The organism is Okeania sp. SIO2F4 (assembly GCF_010672385.1).
Classification (GTDB): domain Bacteria; phylum Cyanobacteriota; class Cyanobacteriia; order Cyanobacteriales; family Microcoleaceae; genus Trichodesmium.
Genome location: NZ_JAAHGT010000849.1, coordinates 1 through 4,254 on the forward strand (window position 1 = coordinate 1; position 4,254 = coordinate 4,254).

At 35.7% G+C, this 4,254-nt stretch carries 2 protein-coding genes; one reads left to right on the top strand and one right to left on the bottom strand.

Features of this window, described 5'->3' with window-relative positions; all coding sequences use genetic code 11:
* Positions 1-1,294, top strand: a 1,294-nt coding sequence (locus tag F6K22_RS33780; RefSeq protein WP_293108458.1) for a GUN4 domain-containing protein, incomplete at its 5' end; no start/stop codon positions are given.
* A gap of 1,208 nt (positions 1,295-2,502) precedes the next feature.
* Here F6K22_RS33780 and F6K22_RS33785 read toward each other — a convergent pair.
* Positions 2,503-3,567, bottom strand: coding sequence for an amidohydrolase family protein (locus F6K22_RS33785; RefSeq protein ID WP_293108461.1), 1,065 nt, complete (start codon positions 3,565-3,567; stop codon positions 2,503-2,505).
* Positions 3,568-4,254 lie beyond the last annotated feature (687 nt).

Here is a 4,254-nt window from a genome sequence, read left to right on the forward strand (position 1 = left end):
GGCGATCGCTAAACTATTGAATGAAAAATATTTCAGGTTATTCAGCTTTTACTTTCATACTTTGATTCAGCAATGGTATTATTTTTATTTGTTAGCGATCGCTAAACTATTGAATGAAAAATATTTCAGGTTATTCAGCTTTTACTTTCATACTTTGATTCAGCAACGTCATTTATCAAAAGAAAAAGAAGCGGAAAAAATAGAGGCAGAAAATTATTCTGTTTCAGAAAAAAACTCAGAACCTCAAGAAGCTGATACTCCATCTCTAGATTTACCTATTTTCCCAATTATTGAAAAATATTTAGACCGAGAAAGCCTGAAATTAGTTACTCGGATGGTTGCTCCTTTTTTTGATTATAATCCCCGTCGTTTAAAACAATATATTAATTTACTGAGACTTAGGATTTATATTGCCTATTATTCTATTGGAGTTACCTTTGCTGAAAAAGAAACAATAACTACAGAACAAATAGCTAAGTTTACTGCTATTACTCTCAGATATCCCCGTCTTCTTTTGGAACTAAAAAATAATCATCGACTACTTGCTCAGTTAGAAAAAGATGCTGTTGATAAATCTATTCAATCAAATAATTCCACCATACTTAATTCTGAATCTACAAATAATCAGGAAACAGGAAATGCAAATTATTGGCTGAATAATTACCCAAAAATTCAACAATTACTTTGCTCTGAAATGACATTGAATAATGAGCATAAATCTGGGAAAAAGCATATTTTTGAAAATGTTTCGATTAAAAAACTCCTGGAAGTTTCACCACAACAAAGTTTAGATTCTAAATATTTCAAACTGCGTGAGTTCCTAGCTGATAAAAAGTGGAAAGAAGCAGATATGGTGACTAATCTAATTATGTTACAAGTTGCCGGACGGAAAGACAATCTGATGAATCAACACATAGAGAAATTTTCTTGCAAAGACCTCCGCATAATAGACCAGCTTTGGGTGAAATATAGCGATGGTAAGTTTGGCTTTTCTGTGCAAAAGAAAATTTATCAAAGTGTCGGTGGTACAAAAGAGTGCAATCAAGAAGTGTGGATAAAGTTTGGTAAAAAAGTAGGATGGTTTGATGAAAAAAGGGAAAAAAGATGGTTAAATTACGAAGAAGTGTTTTTTGAAAAGTATTTGCGTTACGAGGGGCATCTTCCTGCGATTTCGGGGGGAACTATGGGGGAAAGCGATGGGGGTGCTAGGGAACTGGGATGGAGTGGTTGGATGATTATAGAATGGTCATATAGTCGTTTTCTCTCTCCTCTTCTCTCGCGCAGAGATTTGTAGACCTTAACATAAAAGCGTTTCAGCCGTCAACAAAGAAAAATTTTTGGAAGTGAAATTTACGATTTATCGTTATTTCAGAATTTTGATACCTGGCACCGCAAATAGTATTGTGTAGGTTGGGTTGACGGAGGAAACCCAACAAAAATCAACAGTGGTGGTACAGCCATAATGGTACAGGAAGTTGAGAAGTTTTCTGTTGGGTTGCGCGATAGAACATCCGTTCCGCTCCGCGATCGCTTAACCCAACCTACGGTTTATAGTTTTTTGGGAGCTTAATAAAATGAATTGACTATTGCTCTATACGCAACAAAAGAGAAATGGAAAAATTTCACTAATCATCTCCACGCCGGAGTGCTTCACAAAATGAACCGATGCTCTATACGCAATAAAAGAGAAATGGAAAAATTCCACTACTCATCTCCACGCCGGAGTGCTTCACAAAATGAACCGATGCTCTATACGCAATAAAAGAGAAATGGAAAAATTCCACTACTCATCTCCACGCCGGAGTGCTTCACAAAATGAACCGATGCTCTATACGCAATAAAAGAGAAATGGAAAAATTTCACTACTCATCTCCACCCGCCTGGTGCTTCATAAAATGAATTGACTATTGCGACCTACGCAATAGAAGAGAAATGGAAAAATTCCACTACTCATCTCCACGCCGGAGTGCTTCATAAAATGAATTGACTATTGCGACCTACGCAATAGAAGAGAAATGGAAAAATTTCACTACTCATCTCCACCCGCCTGGTGCTTCATAAAATGAATCGACTATTGCGACCTACGCAATAGAAGAGAAATGGAAAAATTTCACTACTCATCTCCACCCGCCTGGTGCTTCATAAAATGAATCGACTATTGCGACCTACGCAACAGAAGAGAAATGGAAAAATTTCACTAATCATCTCCACCCGCCGGGTGCTTCATAAAATGAATTGACTATTGCGACCTACGCAATAGAAGAGAAATGGAAAAATTCCACTACTCATCTCCACGCCTGGTGCTTCATAAAATGAATCGACTATTGCGACCTACGCAACAGAAGAGAAATGGAAAAATTTCACTACTCATCTCCACGCTTGGGTGCTTCATAAAATGAATCGACTATTGCGACCTACGCAACAGAAGAGAAATGGAAAAATTTCACTACTCATCTCCACGCTTGGGTGCTTCATAAAATGAATCGACTATTGCTTTAATATCTACTTTTGAGTTTTGACTTTTGAACTTTGACTTTTGAATTTCAAAAAAGGTTCTGGTTGTAATAATCCTGTTAACATTTCCTCTGGTCGTTTACCATGAGGCCAAGCAAAAGCATGACGAAAAGCAGCATTTTGACAAGCTTGTAATTGTCGAAAATCAATCACATCAAAAGTCAATAAATTCTCATATTCAAAAGGCAAACGTACATTATGTAAACCAGCATTATCAGTACAAATAGCAATATCCACCCCAGCATCAAAACATTTATCAAATACAGTCTTCAACTGACTCATATTATCCATAGTACCTGTTTTGAAATAAGTCGTCGGACAAACTTCTAAACATTGCCCCCGGTTCGCCACTTCTTTTAATAACTCTGGATACTTTAAAGGGATTTGAATTCCATGACCAATTCGCATTAAATAAGGTAGTAATTCTGGATGACAACCATTAGGAGTTTCATAAAGATGTCCGGTTGTTTTTACTCCTTGTTCGCGAGCATATTTATAGAGTTTAATAAATTCATCTATCCGTTCTTTATAATTATTATCTCCTCCTGCTACATCTATAGCACACACATATTCAGGCATTTGCACTGCCAAATCAACAATTGCTTGATTTACTTCATTAGGCAAACGAGTGTGGGTACATAAAATTTGACTGGTAACAATAGGATACTCATTCTGTTGAGTTGCTTTACCTACAGTTGTAACTATTTCTGACATTAAATCTATACGTTGAGACTGAGATAAATTCTCTGGAGTTCTCAAGTAAGGTGTATAACGTAACTCTAAATAAGCTAAATTTTCAAATGTATAAGCACCACGAATTAAGCGATAAATAAAGTATGGTAATGTCTCGATAGTTTGAACCTGTTCTACTAAAGTATGTAGTTCTAAATATTCATCTAAAGTATTTCGTGGTTTGGTATAAAATTCTTCAAATTCTGGATATTCGGGAAAACGAGCTGCTAGTTCCTGATTTTGACGTTGAAAATATCTCCATAAAACTCTAGGAACTACGGATCCTCCTAAATGTCGATGTAATTCTGCGTGTAAAGCCATAGAAATCTGATTTATCCTTAATATTTTAGTCTGGGAGAAATTATGATGAAAATCTGAGCAAGTAGCTCTATATATTTGGGCGGTAAAGGTACAAATTAAGCCGATCATATTTTCGGGGTAGGAGATAGATAGGAGAAGATAGGAGATAATTTTTGCTACTAGAAAACTATTTATTTTTTTTGAAGAAAAAATCTATGCTCTCCTAAGAAGGTATCTTTGACATCCTCCCAACATCAAATCAGAGATTATGATGCGGGATTCCCATCCATCAATCAAACAACCGAAGCTGTTCAAAAAATTAAAATTATGGTGCGGGTCTTCTGCTAACATTCTGATAAATCTTCAAATAGGGATTAAATATCCAGTATTCGGTATATGTTTTACGGTCAATAGCAATGATTAAGTGACGAGTATAAATTTTTTTCAACCGTTTCCTAACCTACAGAAGGGCTGAATCTTTAGTATTGTTTTTATCCGTACTCTCAACACTATAAAAAATCCCATACTTTATCTACCTACCTATGAAGCACCCCTGGTATTGAAAAAATAAGTTTGGCCTCCTCCAGATCTAGAAATTTACTTTATCCAGTTCATTTTAACAAAAGTTAACAAAAATCAATTGACTTAATTTTAAGTTGATGCAACAATGAAAAATTGTGTTTAGTATCCGTAGAGAAAACCCTTGGC

Excerpts from the sequence above, each read along its gene's own strand:
- F6K22_RS33785 (WP_293108461.1), bottom strand. The coding sequence starts at position 3,567 with ATGGCTTTACACGCAGAATTACATCGACATTTAGGAGGATCCGTAGTT.